The 17,459-nt window shown below is 64.4% G+C and carries 12 protein-coding genes and 1 tRNA gene; 1 reads left to right on the top strand and 12 read right to left on the bottom strand.

The genetic code is table 11. The annotated features are described in order from the left end of the window. Position 1: 1 nt before the first annotated feature. Genes C0V82_RS15690 through C0V82_RS15675 form a run of 4 tightly spaced genes read right to left on the bottom strand, consistent with a single transcriptional unit; the run spans position 2 to position 6,436 of the window. Positions 2 to 955, bottom strand: a complete 954-nt coding sequence (locus C0V82_RS15690) for a response regulator (RefSeq protein WP_158659962.1) — start codon at positions 953 to 955, stop codon at positions 2 to 4. A gap of 1 nt (position 956) precedes the next feature. Then, on the bottom strand, positions 957 to 2,522 hold the full coding sequence (locus C0V82_RS15685) for a hypothetical protein (protein WP_158659961.1): 1,566 nt from the start codon (positions 2,520 to 2,522) through the stop codon (positions 957 to 959). Further along, positions 2,519 to 4,432, bottom strand: coding sequence for a glycosyltransferase family 2 protein (locus C0V82_RS15680; RefSeq protein WP_102113095.1), 1,914 nt, complete (start codon positions 4,430 to 4,432; stop codon positions 2,519 to 2,521). Before C0V82_RS15680 ends, C0V82_RS15685 begins: the two co-directional genes overlap by 4 nt. A 6-nt stretch (positions 4,433 to 4,438) precedes the next feature. Further along, the gene (locus C0V82_RS15675) at positions 4,439 to 6,436 is read right to left on the bottom strand and encodes a cellulose biosynthesis cyclic di-GMP-binding regulatory protein BcsB (protein WP_102113094.1); all 1,998 of its coding nucleotides are present in this window, start codon (positions 6,434 to 6,436) and stop codon (positions 4,439 to 4,441) included. Positions 6,437 to 6,510: 74 nt separating this feature from the next. Between C0V82_RS15675 and C0V82_RS15670 the strand changes: the two genes are divergently transcribed. Beyond that, positions 6,511 to 7,512, top strand: coding sequence for a glycoside hydrolase family 113 (locus C0V82_RS15670; RefSeq protein ID WP_102113093.1), 1,002 nt, complete (start codon positions 6,511 to 6,513; stop codon positions 7,510 to 7,512). 13 nt (positions 7,513 to 7,525) lie between these two features. Here C0V82_RS15670 and C0V82_RS15665 read toward each other — a convergent pair whose 3' ends face one another. The 8 genes from C0V82_RS15665 to C0V82_RS15630 all read right to left on the bottom strand — a co-directional run bounded on the left by C0V82_RS15665 (position 7,526) and on the right by C0V82_RS15630 (position 17,354). Next, positions 7,526 to 8,944 carry a mannose-1-phosphate guanylyltransferase/mannose-6-phosphate isomerase gene (locus C0V82_RS15665; RefSeq protein ID WP_102113092.1) on the bottom strand — a complete coding sequence of 473 codons (1,419 nt, stop codon included), beginning with the start codon at positions 8,942 to 8,944 and terminating at the stop codon, positions 7,526 to 7,528. 252 nt (positions 8,945 to 9,196) lie between these two features. Next, positions 9,197 to 10,771, bottom strand: coding sequence for a hypothetical protein (locus C0V82_RS15660; protein WP_102113091.1), 1,575 nt, complete (start codon positions 10,769 to 10,771; stop codon positions 9,197 to 9,199). Further along, the gene (locus C0V82_RS15655; RefSeq protein ID WP_102113090.1) at positions 10,768 to 11,490 is read right to left on the bottom strand and encodes a response regulator; all 723 of its coding nucleotides are present in this window, start codon (positions 11,488 to 11,490) and stop codon (positions 10,768 to 10,770) included. The genes C0V82_RS15660 and C0V82_RS15655 overlap by 4 nt, the downstream gene beginning before the upstream one ends. Positions 11,491 to 11,589: 99 nt before the next feature. Beyond that, complete coding sequence (locus tag C0V82_RS15650; protein WP_158659960.1) at positions 11,590 to 12,489, bottom strand: SDR family oxidoreductase; 900 nt, start codon at positions 12,487 to 12,489, stop codon at positions 11,590 to 11,592. Then, complete coding sequence (locus tag C0V82_RS15645) at positions 12,486 to 13,856, bottom strand: MFS transporter (protein WP_102113088.1); 1,371 nt, start codon at positions 13,854 to 13,856, stop codon at positions 12,486 to 12,488. The genes C0V82_RS15650 and C0V82_RS15645 overlap by 4 nt, the downstream gene beginning before the upstream one ends. Further along, positions 13,856 to 14,425, bottom strand: coding sequence for a nuclear transport factor 2 family protein (locus C0V82_RS15640; RefSeq protein WP_102113087.1), 570 nt, complete (start codon positions 14,423 to 14,425; stop codon positions 13,856 to 13,858). The genes C0V82_RS15645 and C0V82_RS15640 overlap by 1 nt, the downstream gene beginning before the upstream one ends. A gap of 117 nt (positions 14,426 to 14,542) precedes the next feature. Beyond that, the gene (locus C0V82_RS15635; RefSeq protein ID WP_102113086.1) at positions 14,543 to 16,837 is read right to left on the bottom strand and encodes a TonB-dependent receptor; all 2,295 of its coding nucleotides are present in this window, start codon (positions 16,835 to 16,837) and stop codon (positions 14,543 to 14,545) included. Positions 16,838 to 17,278: 441 nt separating this feature from the next. Next, a tRNA-Ile gene (locus C0V82_RS15630) sits at positions 17,279 to 17,354 on the bottom strand. Positions 17,355 to 17,459 lie beyond the last annotated feature (105 nt).

Raw genomic sequence — 17,459 nt, 5'->3', positions numbered from 1 at the left:
GTCAATTGTCCTCCGGCGGCAGGCTGGCGCCGTCGATGATGCGGGCCCCACCATGAGCGCGGGCCTGGTCCAAGGCGCGGCGCGCCAGACTGGCCGCCTCCACCCCTGTGGCGAAGCCGGCAGACAGGCTGACATGCGGGCCGGCGTTGGAACGGGGATGCGGAATGCGGGCACGGGCCACCAGATCGACCAGCCGTTCGGCGATATCCCGTGCGGCAGCCGCGTCATTATTCTCAAACAGCACGGCCAGCCGCCCGTCACCGGCCATGGTCAGCACATCGCCGATGCGTCCCGGCAAGCCCGCCGCCAGTTCCATGACACGGCGGGTAAGGGCCGCCGCCGGATCGGCGCCATCCACCTCTTCCAGACGACCGAAATCATCGATGGCGGCGTAAAGGACGGCACCGGGATGGCTGCGCTGGGCCCGTTCCGCCAGCATCTGTCCGCATTGAGCGGGTCCTGGCCAGCCCAGGCCCGTCACTCCACGCGGATCGGCGGCGGGCGTTTGGCGGCGGTCGGCGGTCAGTTCCGCCAGTTCGCCTTCCCGTGCCCGTCGGCGGCGTGCTTCGGTGCGCCAGCGCAGAGCCGACTGCACGCGGGCACGCAGAGCCACCAGCGTCGCCGGCTTCACGACATAATCAAAGGCGCCGGCGATGAAGGCCTGGTTCAAGGTCTCCTCATCCTCCAGCGAGGAAACCATGATCACAGGCACATCGGCCAAGCGGGGATTTTCCTTGATCAGACAGGTGGCCGTGATCCCGTCCATGACGGGCAGCATGATGTCCATCAGCACGATATCAATAGGGCATTCCTCCCCATCGGTGCGTTCGACATCCAGCGCCGCCAGCGCTTCCTCCGCACTGCCCGCCTTGATGATGGGGCCATAGCCGCAGGCGGTCAGCTGGGCCGACAGCAATTCGCGGACCTCTTCCAGATCCTCAACAATCAGGATCATGTCATTCACCCCTTTTCCCGCTGTCGGCTGGCAGACGCCAGACACGCCAGTCCCCCCGGTCATATATCAAAACCGCCCCTGTTCCCGCATCATGCCATAAATCTGGCAACGCCTGTGCGATCCGGTCACGGGTGCCAGCCGGACTGACGGGGTCGCGCAACGCGACATAGGTTGTGCGCAGCTGGCGGACGATCAGATCGGCCTTCAGCCGATCATTGCTGGGCAGAACCAGCCCCGCCGCACGGCCGCGGCCCGGCACCACTGCCCCTGCGGTCAAGCCATCGATAGCGACGTCGTCCAGGTCGCGCAGGAAACGGCCCAGCGCCAGTTCGCCGCGCGTATCCCCCTCCACCTGCCCCGCACCCAGCACGGCCTGACGCCAGCCGGCGGTGTCGGCATCACCCACCTGCCCTTGCGCCCACCAGCCGGCCAGCAGCCCTGCCGCCGCCAGCAGCGGCATCACGCCGGCGCGCAGACGGTTGCGCCCCGTTACCGCTGCCGCCAGCACCGATACCGGTGCCAGATAGGCCAGCAACCGCCCCGGATCACCCAGGAACCAGGTAGCAGAGGTCAACACCAAGGCCGTCAGCAGAATACCGGTCAACAGCAGCAGCACGCGCCGCGCCCCGCTATCGCCCAACAGCATGCCAACCGGCAGCAACGGTGCGTTGGCTAGGATCAGGGCAAGACCCACCAGGACCGACATGCCCATGGTCCCGCCCGGTCCCATCAGCCAGGAACTGTCCCCCACATGCGCTGCCGAACCATGGATGGCCGCATCCACCCCCGCCGCGAAGGCCAGGGGGGAGCCGCCAAAAACCCAGTTCGCATAGAACAGGGCCATGGAGGCGAACATCAGCGGGAACATGACCACCAGCAAACTGCCCGACGCCGATGTCGCCACCATGCGCGCTGGCAGCATCAGGGCGATGAAGGGAACGGCGGCCAGCACGATATAGGCGCCCGCCGCATCGGACAGCGCCAGACAGGCCAGCGACACGCCTAGCGCGATCATGGCATTGACCTCTCCCCGCCGCGCCAGCCGCAAGGAGGAGGAGACGGCGATGGTAAAGGCTAGCACGCCCAGCGGTGCCGCCCCGCCCGCCGCCACATTCAACGCCAGCGACGGCGTGCAGGCCAGCAACCCCGCCGTCACCAACGACGGCACAACCCTGTGCCCGCCCGCCACCAGCATACGCACCCACAGGGCCGCCGCGATGGACAGTATCAGGACATTGACCACCAGCGGTGCCGGCACGCCATCAAGGCCGGGGATCAGGGCGACGCCCATGTCAAAGGTCAATGGCAGGACCGGATAGGCCGTGCCCGTCAAGTCACGGAAGGCCCCGACATCGGAGGTTGCCAGCAGGGCGCGGGTCCAGCGGTCGGCCATGGCCGGACCCAGCCAGCCTTCCTGCATCGGCCAGGACGCCACGAACCCGATCAGCGGCAGCAGAAGGGCCAGCGAAACCGGGAGCAGCCAGCGCGGCACAGGCCGGCTTCCCCGTTGATCAAGATGGGCTGGGACAAAGTTGCGGGTAGTGGTAGCGATAGCGGTCATGCTCATGATGACTGCCCCATGCTGGCCAGCGCCTTGGCCACTTCCTGCTTGGTGGTCTGTGACAGGCCGTGCTGCGTTTTCTCCCAATAGAACGGGTTCTTCACCAGCTGCCACAGTGCCTTATAGGCCGCCACCGACATCAGCGCCCAGTAACCGATAACCGTCAGGCCCCAGGGCGCCAGATTGGTCCAGCCGCGCTTCACCGGCGCGATGATGGAGATGTAGGTGAACAAGCCATTGCCCGCCAGCAGGTTGAACAGCGACAGATACAGCAGGGCCGTCGGGAACAGCGGGTCCAGCCAGGTGCCACCGATCAGCAGCCAGATAAGATAGAAACCCCAGAAGATCGGGTTCAGCAGGCCCGACAGCATGGTGCCGCCGATGAAGAACTGGAACCCCCAGAAGCCACCGGCCCCCACCGATTTGTACAGGTGGATCGGGTCGCGCATATGCACCAGATAGGTCTGCATATAGCCCTTGATCCAGCGTGACCGCTGCCGCACCCAGTTGGGGATGGAGACATTGGCCTCTTCAAACGTGGTCGAGTTCACGACACCGACGCGATAGCCCTTCTGTGTCAGGCGCACGCCCAGATCGGCATCCTCCGTCACGTTGAACGGGTCCCAGGCGTGGAGCTTGGTCAGCACATCCATGCGGAAATGGTTCGAGGTGCCGCCCAACGGGATCGGAATATTCAGCCGTTCCAGCCCACCCAGCATGAAGTCAAACCAGAGCGAGTAATCCAGCGTGAACATCCGCGTCAGCCAGTTTTCATTGGCATTGAAATAGTTCAGGCGGCACTGGATGCAGGCCGTGTTTTCCGGGGCCTTGCGGAAGGCCACCACGACCTTCTTCAACTGATCCGGCTCCGGCTGATCCTCCGCATCGAAGATCACCAGATATTCGCCACGGGCAAAGCGCAGGGCATAATTGCAGGCCTTGGGCTTGGTCTGCGGCTTGGTCGGCGGCACGCGGATGATTTCGAAAATGCCCTCCAGGCCCAGGGCCTTGGCGGCATTGATCGTCTCATGGTCGCCGGCTTCCAGCACCAGCTTGATATCCAGCTTGGCGATGGGATAGTCCAACCGGCGCAGCGCCGCCGCCAGGATGGGCAGCACCTCCGGCTCCTTATACATGGGCACCAGGACAGTGAAGGTCGGCAGGTCATCATCATGCAGGGCCGCAACCTCCGCGTCCGTCACCTTGCGGTCCACCTGTTTGGCATCCGACCCGAACCAGACCAGGATAGTCTTCAGGAAGAAATTACCAAGATAAAACAGGGCCATGATAATATTGGCCGTGATCAGCGTACCGATGGGTGCGAAGGCCAGCCCCAGCAGGAAGACCGACAGCAGCCCGTAAAGGAACAGGGTCTGGCCCGGCGTCACCACGGTCCGGGCCGAACTGGTCGGGTCCATGTCGGCCAGGGCATGGACGGCCAGATGGTTGAACTCATCCTCAAACAGGCGCTGCAACGTCCAGACGATGTCGAATTTCGACGTCACCACCATCCGGGTTTTGGGACCATAGGTCTGGCGTGCGAACAGCATGGCCTTCGGCCCCGGATCGGCAGTCGCGACCGTGACGACATCGCCTTCCTTCTTCCAGGGCAGCAGCAGCAGGCGGCTATATTCATCCACCCGGCTTTTGTCCGCCAGCCCGTCCTCCGGCCGTTCGGCCATCATGTCGATGAAGGGCAGGCGGAAGCGGTCGGCCAGCGTGCGATAGAATTCGCGCGCCTTCACCATGCCCTGGGAAATGACGACGTCACCGAACGGCACTTTCCATTGCCGTTGCAGTTCCAGCGCCCGTTCCACCTGCGCGACCGTCATCAACCCCTTGGCCAGCAAAAGCTCGCCAATGGGCGGGACAATATCGCCGCTGGTGGGGGCGGCAGGGGGTGGAATGGGGGCCATGCCGGATCAAGCCTTCGGCGCACGGTTGCGATACCAGCGGCGAAGCGAACCGACACCGACCAGGGTTAACAGACCCCAGGCACCCAGCACCAGCACGATGCGGAACCGGTCCAGCCAATCGGCCCAGCCGGCATCATCGGCCACCACGACCCGCACGGCCCGGTCGCGAACCGTATCAAAGGCCATCAACAGGCCTGTGTCGTCGGCGAAGGCGACATTGCCCTTATCGAACGCCAGACGTGGCATCAGGGGCGAAATACGACCATCACTGGTCGCCAGCGCCAGCCCCGGCGTACCGTCCAGACTGGCCAGTTGCGCCGTCATCAGACCATGGGTGCCCGTGACATCCAGCAGGGCCTGCCCCGACCGGTCCTTGACCGAGACGGCCCCGCCATCCAGGCGGACCGGCAGGTCGGGCTTACCGGGCAGGCTGGCACCGGGCAGCTGAATGAAGGGCGTGGCGGGCTTTGCCTTGCCATCGCCCACGATCACCGACAGGGGCGCCTGCGCCGGCACCAGATCGGCCACGATGCGGGCAGCAAGGTTCACCGCCGCCACATCCTTCAAGTGATCCGGCGTCACCACCAGGGTCGCCCCCTTGGCCATGGCAGGCGACAGGGCATAGAAATCGGCGGGCTTGGTGCTGTCGGGGGTCAGGGTGACGCGGCTGCCTGGCAGAATCTGCGCCGGGCTGGCCAGCGGTGCCTCGCGGCAATCCCCGCCCGATGCCTGCCGCTGCAACACGATACGGATAGCATTGGACCGGCCCAGCAGACCATCGGGCAGCGGCACCGAAATGCGCTGCACCTTGCCGCCATCAGGCAGGGAAACGCTGCGCAGCAGGGTGTTATTGACGAAGACATGCAGCAATTGCGGCTTGTCGCCCATGGTGCTGCCGGGCGCCAGCTCAATCTCCAGGGCGGCCGGGCGCTGTCCCTGCGGCACTTGGGCATAATCCAGACGCAGCGGCCATTCCGCCCGATCCACCAGTTCCTGGACGCCCTGCCCCAGGCCCAGCACGGCAAAGGGAATGCCGTCATTGCCGATGAGGCTGGCGGGCTGCGGCTTGGCGGCGTTAATGGTATTGGCGCTGGTATCCGCCAACGGCGACCAGCCATCGGTCAGGACCCGCACCTTCTCGCCGTCGATCCCGTCCAGCAGGGCCAGCGCCATGCCCTCGGCCATGGGCAGCAGGGCGATGTCGGCACCGGCCCCGCCATCACGCAGGCTCCACAGCTTGTCCTTGCCCGGCAGCGCGCGGATAGCGGCGCCCAGCGCCTCCACCTCGGCCTTGGTCGCAATGACGATGCTGCCGGTCGTCGCGGGCGGTACGGAAAGGGTGGAGATGACGCCCGGTGTCGGCAACCGGTCAAAGGTGACGATGCGGCCCTGCCGTTGCAGGTCACCCGCCAGCTTCACCGCCGCCTGGAACTGTGTCACCGTCAGATCGCCCGCCGGCAGCAGCAGATGCACGCGCGGCCCCAGCGCCGACCACGCGGCCCGCACGCTGTCGATCTTTGCCGGGTCAATGCTGTAGGTCACGGCGCTGTCGGGCGACAGGGTGACGAAACCGCCGGGCAGCCGCTGATCGACGCAGCGATTATCGGTCCATTGCGCGCCCCAGGCGATGGTGGCCTTGGTGAAACCTTGCCGCAGATCGGTCCGCTTCAGGCTGGCCGCAACCGACTGCGCATGGGTGCCGGGCTTCAAGGCCCCGGCCCAGCGCGGCTGATCATCCAGCAGCAATTGCACCGATGCGCGCTGCCCCTCGGCCAAGGCCGTATCCAGCTTCATATCAAGCTGGAGATTATCGGTCGGCACCCAGGCCGGCAAGGGGAAGAAGATATCCTGTCGGGCGGAGATGCCGGACAGGGTGACCCCATCCGGATAGCCCAGGTCACGCAGCGTGACGCTGCGGGTCCCCGGCTTTGCCGGATCGGCAGCCAGGGCCGGGGCGACCAGGGCGGTTGCGGTGAACAGGGCGGCGATCAGGGCGTGGCGCATGGGGCTTACCATTGACAGGGGGCCGTGGCCGGTGCCCGATGGCGTCCGGCGGTGAAAGGGCGGAGGGTTGCGGATTGCGGCGGGAACGATACGCCTCGCGGCGTGGCATTCTGAAACTCGGGGCGGGTCTGGCGGGGCTGGGCCTGCTGCCAGCGGCGTGCATTGGTGCAGGCTCTCCGCCCTGGCGGGGTGCGAACCTGATCGCAACGCCCGACGCGCCACTGGGTTCTCCCGCCTGCGAACGCTCCCTGCGGCATCTGCGCGACCTGGGCGGCAATGCCGTTGCCCTGATCCCGTTCCTCTGGCAGTCGGGTCCCAACGACCCGCACATCGTGCTGGGCGACGCCGTCAGCCTGGACCAATTGCGCGCCGGCATTCGTCAGGCCAGGGGCCTGGGCCTGAAGGTCCTGGTGAAGCCCCATGTCTGGGTACCACAGACCTGGGCCGGGGCGATCGAATTCAGCGACGCTGCCGATCAGGCGGAATGGCTGCGCCGTTACCGCGCGCTGCTTCTCGACCTTGCCGGTCTGGCGCAGGAGGAAGGGGCCGATGCGCTGGCCTTGGGCACCGAACTGCGCGGCGTCAGTGACGATCCCGCCTGGACCGCCATCATCGCCGATGTGCGGGGCCGGTTCCGGGGTACCGTGACCTATGTCGCTCATTGGGACGGGGAGCTGGACCGCCTGCCCTTCCGTATCCTGCTGGACATCCCCTCCATCAGCCTCTACCCACCGCTTGGCGATGATGATGCCGGTCTGGTGGGCCGGATTGAGGCGCTGGCGGCGGCGCTGGCCGGACAAGGCCCGCTCTGGATTGGCGAACTGGGCCTGCGCAGCGCCGCTGGCGGACAGGCCAAACCCTGGGAAAGCCCGGAAGAACGCGACGCCCATCCCGATGCAGATGTGCAGGCCCGCGTGCTGGATCACTGGCTGACCGCCCTTAACCGCCAAGGGCTGCGCGATGTCCTGCTCTGGCGCTGGTTCAGCGATCCCGACGCCGGCGGCCCGCAGGACACCGACTTCACCTTGCAGGGCAAGCCGGCGGAAGCGGTGATGAAGCGGCACTTCAGGCGGTGACCCCGGAGGTTCTTCACGCCCGCCCATACGTATCCTCCAGGCGCACGATATCATCCTCGCCCAGGTACGAACCCGACTGCACCTCGATCAGGTTAAGGGGCACCTTGCCGGGATTTTCCAGCCGGTGAACGGCACCCAGCGGCAGGTAAATGGACTCGTTCTCGCGGACCAGTATCTCTTCCCCGTCGCGGGTGACCAGGGCGGTTCCATTGACCACGATCCAATGTTCGGCGCGGTGGAAATGCTTTTGCAGCGAAAGCTTGTGGCCGGGCTTGACCGTAATGCGCTTGACCTGGAATCGGTCGCCGGCATGCACCGACTGATAATAGCCCCAGGGACGATAGACGCGGGGGCGGCTTTCGGCCTCCTTGCGGCTGTCGGCCTTCAGCTTCTGAACGACACCTTTCACATCCTGCACCGCATCCTTGTGCGCCACCAGAATAGCGTCGGAGGTGGCCACCACCACGACATCCGACAGGCCCAGGACCGCCGTCAGCACCCCGTCGGTGCGAACGTAGGAGCCCTGGCAATTGCGCAGGATGACGTCGCCGCGCGTGGCATTGCCGTCCCCGTCCTTCTCCACCACCTCATGCAGCGCCGACCAGGACCCGACATCGGACCAGCCGATGGAACAGGGAACGGTGGCCGCACGTCCCGTGCGGGCAAAGACGGCATCATCAATGCTGACCGACGGGGCGGATTTGAAGGCGTCCGCCGCCAGACGCACGAAATCCAGATCGCTGGCCCGGCCCGCGACCGACGCGGCCACCGCCGACAGCAAGGCCGGCTCAAACCGCGTCAATTCCTCCAGCATGGCCGATGCCGCGAACAGGAACATGCCGCTGTTCCAGGAACAACCCTCGCGCAGCAATTCCTCTGCCTTGGGCAAGGCGGGTTTCTCAACGAAACGGTCCACCTTGAAGGCACCCTCGATCCCGTCCAGCACCACGCCGGGGCGGATCCAGCCGAACCCCGTCTCCGGCGTTTCCGCCTTGATGCCGAAGGTCACCAGATGACCCTGTGCCGCCGCCTTGGCCGCAACCCCGACCGCCGTTGCCCAGGCCGCACCATCCCGGATCACATGATCGGCGGGCAGGACCAGCAGCAGCGCATCCGGGTCAATCTCCCGCGCCAGAAGCGTGGCCGCAGCAATGGCGGGTGCCGTGTTACGCGCGGCGGGTTCAAGGACCAGGGCGCGCGGGGTGACGCCCATATCGCGGAACTGCTCGGCCAGCACGAAACGATGCGCCTCCGCCCCCACCAGGATCGGCGTGCCCAGACCGGCGGCCAGACAGCGTTCCACCGTCTGCTGCAACAGGCTGCGGCTGCCGGCCAGCGGCAGGAACTGCTTGGGATATTGTTCACGCGACAGCGGCCACAGCCGCGTACCGCTGCCACCGGACAGGATGACGGGGATGATCGTCTGGGACATGCGGGGAAACCTTGGTCGATGGGGGGAAGCGGCGGGAAAGGTGAAGAAACCCGAGCCTTTCGGATAGGCACTAACCTTTTGAACAGGAAGGAATAAAATGAACTATCAACGTGTCATCATAACTAAGGGATGATGGCTACGCTGACCACAGGGGGCCGCGTATCCAGAAGAATAGGTAAAATCCAATACAATCTGAGCTGGATCGATTCAGGCTTTAGGCAACTCTGCCGAAAGGCGTAGTTAAGCTACCCCTCAAAGTCCCGCCGCCAGCGCCAGCTCGTCAAGCGCGACCAGTCCCGTATCCCGCCAATGGCGTGTACGGCGCAGTTCGTCACGCACCAGCACCATCAGAGCGGCAGCCAGATCGCGCTCACCATCGCGCAGGGGGTCCTCGTGCCGCAACCGGTCGCTGACGGTTCGGACCAAGCCCTTGTCAAGCAGGGTGATCCAACCTTCTGCCCCGCCGCCCAGCGGTTTGGAGATTTGCAGCATCCGCACCGCCTGACCCAGACGGTCGGACGGGGACAGGGCGCGCGGGTCAGACAGGGCCGATTGGAAACCGGCCTTGGCCAGTTCCAGAACCTGTTCCTTGAAATTGCTGTGACCCGTTCCCCAATGCATGACACGGCCAATGACGGTACGCCAGCGCACGCACAGGCCCAGCGCCCATTCCAGTGCATCCTGATCGGGCAGCGCGCGTTCAACCGCACGGCCCGCCGCGATACAACGGTCGATCAGGGCGGGGTACAGCGTGCGCTCCACTGCCTTCACCATCTGGTCCATATAATCGCGCGCCTGGGCACCCAGGCGCGGATCGTCCAGAATCTCAAACTCTTCATAGATGCTGAGGATGGCGTCCAGATGGCCCAACTCCTCCCCCAACACCAGTCGGCGCAGGGTGGTGGCGGCCAGCGGCCCCTTGATAGGCTGTCCAGCCCCGGCCAGCATCCCCGCCTCCTTGCCGATCCGGGCGCAGATGCGGGCGAAATGGCTATCCATGGCCTCCAGAATGCGGGCCTGCACCGTGGGCGACCCATCCAGCAGGAACGGCACAACTGACCGGTAGGCGCGCCGCCGGTGCAGCAGCGACAGCGGCACCAGATAGGCTGCCATACGCGCTTCGGGCGTCGTCAGTGACTGGATCGGGTGCAGGGCGAAGCTGCCGGCCAGTTCCACCATGGTTTCCGCCGACCCGCTATCGGCCAGCACTGCCTGCGCGATGGGCCGCAGAGAGGCGCCATGGATCAGGGCGCCGCGGATCGTGATCAAATCTTCCGTCGTCAGGGAACGCGGTGTGAAATCCGCCCCCATCCGGCGCAGCTCCGCGGTCCGCCAGTTGTTAAGCGCAATCAAAACCTTGTGCAGCCGGGCCGCATCACCGGTCAGCCATTCCAGCACCCCACGCCGGGCCTGCTCCTGCAGTCCCTGAATTTCGGGCAGAGACAGCACCAGATCCAGTGGCCGTTCGGCCACCAGCGACGGCAGTTTCGCCTCGATCTCCGCCGCCAGCTTGACCAGCGGACCCGCCGCCGCCTGGGTCCAGACGGCACCGATATCGACGGTGTGCAGCACGCCGATGCCGGAATGGCCGGGGCGCAGCATTTCCATGTCCGCCGTGATGAACGGTTCGAACAGCTGCGTGAACAGCCGGCGTCCATGCTGCTGCCGCGAGGCGTTGATCCGCTCCACCAGGGCGCGGCGGACAACGGCAATCTTGGCATTCGCCTCTCCCGCGCCGGCCAGTTCACCATAAAGCAGGCGAGCCGCCCCCGTGGGCAGGCGGGAAACCAGGGCCGCGACGGTCTTGCCGATATCGTCCGGGCTCATGCCGCCCCCACCGGGCAAAGGGTGACGCGCACTTCTGGCCAGGGCATGTCGCAGGCGATTTCCTCGGCCAGCTGCAACAGGCCGCCGCCATTCTCCTCCCCCGCCACCAGCAGGGAGAAACCGCCCTCCCCCGCCCGGCAGACCCATTTGTCGGCCCGTTCATGCACGGATGAAAAGGCCTCGATCAGCTTTTCCCGGATCTCGTCGGCGCCATGCTGGCCCAATTCCAGCTTCAGTTCCGGCCAGTCGGCGATGGAGACATCCAGGCGCACGCCGGACACGAAAATCCCGTCCAGCGCCTGCCGGCAATCCACCGATTTCAGCCGCGCCCCAGCCGGCGGGCGCAGTGTGGTGCGCAGCCGTGCGGCCAACGCCACCGGCTGCACCGGCTTCACAATGTAATCGGCGGCACCGGCGGCAAACGCGGCGGCCAGGCTTTCACTTTCCTCCAGCGCCGATATGACGATCAGGGGGATCGGCGCCAGACGCGGATTGGCCTTGATCCGGGCAGCCGCACTGATCCCGTCCATGCCGGGCAGCATGATATCCATCAGGATGGCGCGCACATCGGGTGCGGGCCCATCTATCCTGTCAATCTCCAACGCCTGCAACGCTTCCTCGGCACTTCCAACGGTCTGGCTAGGGCCCAGGTTGGAATGGGCGATGATGGCCGACAGGATGATGCGCTGTTCCTCGCTATCCTCGACAATCAGGATCATCACCACCCCTCCCCACCGGTGCCGGCACTCTATGCCGGTCTGGACGCCACTGCCTAGCTATCCAGATTAACATGGGAGGCGGAGGAGGAAAGATGCGGTTCAGATGTGCCAATCCTGACGCGCTGCCCAATCCTCCAGACGCGTCAGAGCCACGGGAAGGTCGGCCAGGATTGGCGCCATATCGACGGAGAAGGGTTTCTCCTCCCCGAAATTGTACCATTCATAGATGCGGCGCAGCTCACCGGTCAGGCGGTCACGATCAAGCGTCGTCACATCCTTGAACACGCCGGCCATGGCCTCACAGAAATCGGGGATCGGGCGCGGGTCGAACCGCAAAGGCCGGCCCAGCACAGCACCCAACCGCCGGGCCAGATCCGGCCCCCGGATACCCTCCACCCCGCCGACATTATAGGCGCGGCCGGCAAGGGACGGCCGGTCCAATGCCGCGATCATCAGGTCCGACACATCATCCTGACAGATCCAGCAGACATCCAGGTCGGGATGGTGCGGATAGAAGATGCGGTTCTCTTCCAGGATGTGCTGCCGCGCCCAGGCCCGCAGCAGATTATCCAAATAGATCACGGGCTGAATGGAGACTGTCGGGACGCCACTGTCACGCAGCCTTTCGCGCATCTCCCAGCGGGCATCATGGGCGGCAAAGCCCCGCTTCTCATCCTTAATGATCATGGAGCTGTTGAAGACCGCCATGCGCAGCCCCTGCCGCGCTGCGGCCTTTCCGATGGCCTCCACGGCACGGATCAAAGGGTCGGCAGCCTGGAACGACGTGGACGGCATGGTGATGAACAGCGCGTCCACCCCGTCCAGGGCGCGGGCCAGACTGTCGGGGTCGCGATAATCCGCTGCCACGCTGTCCACGCCGGCAACACCCAGCTTCGACGGATCACGCGCAACGGCAATGGGCGTGTGGCCTGCGGCAATCAGGCGGCGCAGCTGCGCTTCGCCCTGGTCGCCCGTGGCGCCGAAGACAAGAACTTTCACTTCGACTTCTCCCCTTCGGCAAGGGCCGCCCGGAAGGCACCCAGGCCGCGCAGCATCAGGATCGACGCACCAATGCTGGAAACCGAACAGACCAGGGCCAGCGACCAGCCCACCATGCCCGGATCACCGAACAACCGGTCGGTAATCAGCGCGATGAAGGTGGGGGCCAGACCGAGGCCCACGATGGAAACCGTGAAGACATAGAGGGAGGAAACAACCCCGCGCATGCGGTTGGGCGTCACCATCTGGATGGAGGACGCCGCCATTGCCATGGGCAGCGTGTAGAAGAACGTCACCCCCACCGCCGCCGCCAGCGCCAACTCATAGGTCGGGCAGAAGGGCAGCAGCACAGCAAACGGCACCACGCCCAGCGTGGTCAGGGCAGGTGTGCGGAACGCCGCATCGACATAGCCGCGCCCGGCCAGGAACTTCGCCACATAAGGCCCACACCACACGCCCAGGGAGCCGGCGATCAGCACCGAGGCCCCATATTCCAGACCGACCGAGGCCATGGACACCCCATAATGGCGGATCAGGAAGCTGGGAATCCAGGCGGGGAAAGCATAAAGCGCGATGACATGCAGCGACATGCCACCATAGAAGGCACCATAAAAGGCCCGACGGTCGGCCAGAAAGCGCCAGATCTGGGACAGGGTAAAACGTTCCTGCTCCACCCGGCCCGCGGCCTTGGCCCGTGGCGGTTCCCGTACCGTCAGCATCAGTGCCGCCAGTAGCAGCCCTGGCAGACCCACCACAATGAAGGCCAGATGCCACGGCGCCAGAAGGCCGAAGGGACCCGCATCCACCGGCCCGACATGGCCCAGTTGCTGAATGACCAGCCCACCGAAGATCAGCGCCAGCCCGCCGCCCAGATACGGCCCCATGAGAAAGATGCTCATGGCGCGCGGCAGCTTATCCTTGCTGAAATAATCGGACAGCAGCGACCATGCCGCCGGCATCAGGCAAGCCTCCGCCCCGCCCACGCCCATGCGCGCCCCGAACAGCTGCCAATAGGTCTGGGACAGGCCACAGAAGATGGTGAACACCGACCAGATGGTGACCCCGGTCCAGATGATGGTGCGGCGATTGCCGATATCCGTCCAACGCCCGAACAATGGCCCCATCAGCACATAGGCCAATGTGAAGGACAGGCCCTGCAACAGGCTGATCTGCGTGTCCGACAGGGTGAACTGCCCCTTGATCGGCTCCACCAGCAAATTCAGAATCTGCCGGTCCACGAAGGCAACCGCATAGGCGACCGTCAGCAGGATCGTGACATACCAGGCGTAAAGCCCGTCACGCGTCACGGGCCGGGCTGCGGCCTTGGTTTCGGGCGCATCGGTGCCGGACATCAGGCTATGGGTCATCAGTCGGCATTCCCCCCCTGCTGGTGGTACAACCGCCAAGTCGGCAGCGCCTCCGGGAAATCGGCCGGGCGACGGTCGCCATAAGCACGCTGGCGCAGCGGATCGCCCAGCGCCTCGGCATATTCCGTCACGGGCAGATAATAGAAGAAGGTCAGAAGCCGGTCGGCGAAGCGCCATTTGCCATCACCCCCGCGCCGATACTCATCCTGATAGCGCAGGGCCGTCAGCATGGCCTGACCATTGCGCCAAACCTCGGCATGGGAGGTGACGATACCCGTGGCCCGGTCCGGGTCGGCATCGTCAAAGGCGATGATCTTGTCATGGGTGAAGTGGTTGCAGGGACCGAGCGCCGCGAACCGCCCGCGATATTGCTCAATCACCGCCGCCCGGCCGCGCGCATCCAGAACCCCGTCCTTGGACCGGAAGGCCCCATCCTCGGTGAACAGGTCGGCCAAGCCTTCCAGGTCACGGTCATCGACCGTCAGACCATACCGGGCCACCAGATCATTGATCTCGGCCCGCGCCTCCAGCCGTGCGATACGCTGTTCCAGGGTCAGGGTCGTTGCCATGGGTTTTCCCTCTTGGCCGTAGGTCAGGTCGAGCGGAGCGAGCCCTGACGCGACAAGCCTCATGCCTGATCTGTCAGGGCTCGGTTGACGCCTCGACCTGACCTACGGGACGTTGCCTCAGAACTTCGCCGACAATTCCACGCCATAGGTACGCGGCGTGCCACCCCAGACGGCGCGGTGTGTGCCGCCGTCAAAGCCGAAATCATAATATTCAGCATCGTTCAGGTTACGCCCGAACAGGGAGACGGTGTAGCTGTCATTCAGGGAATAGCTGACCGAGGCATCCCACAGGCCATAGGAACCCAGCGCCAGGGACGGGCTGTTCAGCGTATCGATGAACTGATCATCCACCCAGGTATAGGAGGTGCGGAAGCGCAGCGAGGACGTGTCCGACACCGGCACTTCATAGCTGGCCGACACGGCATATTGCCATTTCGGCACGCGCTCGAACTTCAGATCCTTGGCGATGGGCCCGTCGATGGCCGGCTCATACACGCCGTTCCGGTTCGTATCGATATTCGCGAAGCTGTCATAACCGGCATTGGTGTAGCCCAGCGAGGCATCCAGCGTCAGGGCATCGGTGACCAGGAACGACCCTTCCAGTTCCAGGCCCCAGATGGTGGCAGAGGCCGCATTGCGCGGCACCTGTGTCACTGTCGGCAGACCATTGACGATGACGGTATCGGACACGGTGCGCTGGATATTGGTGTAATCCGACAGGAAGGCCGCTGTATTCAGGCGCAGACGCCGCCCCATCAGCTCACTCTTCATGCCCGCCTCATAGGAGGACACCGTCTCCTGATCCACCGGCCCCAGCACGGCAGCATTGGTCGCGCGGGCATTGAAGGAGCCGGAGCGGAAGCCCTTGGTCCAGGACGCATAGAGCAGCACATCATCATCGACCTTATAATCCAGGCCGATCTTGGGCGAGAAGCTGTTCCACTTGTCGTCGCCGTTCAGGCGCGTGACAGGACAGGCTTCAAAATTCAGGCTGGTATAGAGGGCGGCGTTGAAGGGGCAGAGTTCGATCTCCTTCTTTTCCACCGTATAGCGGCCACCCAGGATCAGTGACAGTTGATCGGTGAACTTCACCGATCCTTGACCGAAGACAGCGTAGGAACTGTCATCCGTCTTGGCGATGCCGACGGTACGGGAAATGACAGGGGCTGTCGCCGGGCCGCTGGCATAGGCCGCGCGGCGTTCGGCAATGTACATTTCCTGGGTGAAGTAATAGAGGCCCGCCGTGAACTCGACCGTATCGGAGAAGTTCGACGCATAACGCAGCTCGCCCGAATATTGGTGCTGACGCTCCCGGTTGTCCGGGAATTCGAACACCACATAGGGTGAGCCGTCAAAATCGGTGGAGGAGTTGAACTTCACCTCGCGATAGCCGGTGACCAGCGAGACGATGCCATGGCCCAGATCCAGGCTGGCATCGATGATGCCATGGCCCGCACTCGTATCGACATAGCCCTGGTCATTATGGTTGATGTCATACTTGTCCGTGGGCGGGGTATAACCGAACACGCGCTGCACGGTCGCGGGCGAGGCCACCAGCTGGCCATTGACCAACAGCATGCGCGGATTGACCCGGCTGTCCCGGTTCTGCGACGCCGATGACCCGCCCTTGTCACGGTAATATTCGCCGATCAGATCGACGGTCAGCACCTCATTGGGCGTCCAGCGGAAAGTCGGGCGGAGGATGGAGGTGTCGACATCGGGCTTGGTCCGGCCCGTCGTCAGGTTCTTGAAATAGCCATCGCGGCTTTTCGACATGGCCGCGATCTTGCCGGCCAACTCACCCTCGATGATGGGGAACTGCACCGCCGCCGACACGTCCATGCGGTCATAATTGCCATAGGTGACTTTGATATCGGCACCCAGTTCCCCGGTCGGGCGGGTGGACAGTACCGATACTGCGCCGCCTGTCACATTCTTGCCGAACAGCGTGCCCTGCGGCCCGCGCAGCACCTCGACCGAGGCGATGTCGAACGTGTCCTGCATGGAGGCGGGGCCGAAGCCGATATAGATGCCATCGACAAAGGTGCCGACAGCCGGGTCCACGGTGCGGATCGTGTTCGACGACCCGATACCGCGGATGAAGAAGTTGGAGAAGCCACCAAAGGTGCCCGACTGGTTGAGCTGGATGTTCGGCGCCATGCGGCCCACATCCACCAGATCGGTAGCGAAGCTCTTCTCGATGGCGTTGGCGTCGAAGGCCGTTATGGCGACCGACACGGCCTGCACATCCACGGCACCCGCCCGCTTCTGGCTGACCACCACGATCTCATCCAGCATGGGCCCGGCATCCGCCTTCTTCTCCTGCGCGCCTACCGGCAGCGCACCCGAAAGAAGCGCCAGACCCACGGCCAGCAAGGACGGACGCCACGATAATTGCGCACGCATAGACATCTCGAACCTCCCCTTGAAGGGCCGTTAAGGCCGGCCCTGTCCTGTGCGGCACCCGGTCTCGAAACATCGGGGGCGGAAGAGAAATTATCCGCGAAACCCCTGATCCATCCGGCGCCATCGCTTGTTGTGTATAAATTCTATACGTTCTGTGTATGCATGACGGCAAGACCAAATCGTCTGTTCGGGCAATTTTTTTGTAACAAGCGTTGGAAAATCGGTATGGACGTGGGGGCGCGGTGCGCGGATCGCAGGCTGAGAAGGCACTGCCCTCAATGTATCAGCCAAAAGCGCTGAGAACCCCGCAGCATGCAACTGCTCGCGATGCGGGTATAACCACTCCGCACCTGTATACAAAAATGCATGCAGAACCATATCAGAGGTGCGAAAGCACGGCAGAAAGCAAAAGGCCGCCGGCATCAAAATGCCGGCGGCCTTTCAATCTGGTGGGCCCGGAGGGACTTGAACCCCCAACCAGACCGTTATGAGCGGCCGGCTCTAACCATTGAGCTACAGGCCCCCACCATGCGCGGGGGCGCACAATGCCCCAAAGGGGCCGGCCCTGGCAATACGGGATTTTCAACCCGGCAATTCCCCTTTTCCGGTCAAAGCTGTGATGGCGGCT

The sequence above is a fragment of the Niveispirillum cyanobacteriorum genome (assembly GCF_002868735.1).
Lineage (GTDB): Bacteria > Pseudomonadota > Alphaproteobacteria > Azospirillales > Azospirillaceae > Niveispirillum > Niveispirillum cyanobacteriorum.
Note: the sequence above shows the minus strand (reverse complement) of the source record. Positions and strands in the feature narration are given on the sequence as shown.